Source organism: Streptobacillus felis (genome assembly GCF_001559775.1).
GTDB classification, from domain to species: domain Bacteria; phylum Fusobacteriota; class Fusobacteriia; order Fusobacteriales; family Leptotrichiaceae; genus Streptobacillus; species Streptobacillus felis.
Map to the genome: position 1 here is coordinate 1 of NZ_LOHX01000284.1, position 682 is coordinate 682.

Annotated in this window: 1 protein-coding gene; it reads right to left on the minus strand. The window is 24.0% G+C overall.

The genetic code is table 11. From position 1 onward, the window contains the following. Nucleotides 1–305: 305 nt before the first annotated feature. A partial coding sequence (locus tag AYC60_RS04760) for a transposase (RefSeq protein ID WP_197416975.1) occupies nt 306–682 on the minus strand: 377 nt, incomplete at its 5' end.

Genomic DNA, 682 nt, shown 5'->3' on the forward strand with positions numbered 1-682 from the left:
ATTAAACAAAACGATAACAAATAATGGAAGTGTCGAGTTGAATTATATTCGTAGATAAAAATTAAATTGTAGATGACGATAATATCTACAGGTAAATTCCAGATTGTCTAACTCAAACAACCAAATAAAAACTATAACATATCAACTTACGAAACAGTAAATCAAAAAAATGGTTTACTGTTTTTTTATTCTATAGGAAATTAGAACTCTAATAAAGTGTGTATATTTTTATTAATTCAAATAATTGAATAATTATAATGATATAAAAAGAATGCACTTTATATATTCAAGTAGCACAAAATTACCTATTTGAATAATAGGCCATTAGGGTTATAGAATTTATGAATAGGTCGGCCAAAAGCACTACTTACAAAAAGTTCATAAGCTTCAAGATAAATATTACAATTAGGACACATAAAAGGATCAAATTCCCAAATAGCTTTAAAGTTCTTTCTAAAAAGTGAAGGAACTTTTTTAAGTTCAGTTTTAAATAAAGCAAGAGCTGATTTTAACTTATCAGATTTTCTTCTAGCATAGAAACCAAATCTATTAATCATTTTAAAATGTTTGTAAGGTAGATGAAAAAGTAGTTTAGAAACAAAATCTTGAATCGTTAAAGTATGATAAGTAATTTCTTTATTATTAGCTAAATCATTAAACATAAAAGTAACAAAATTATTTT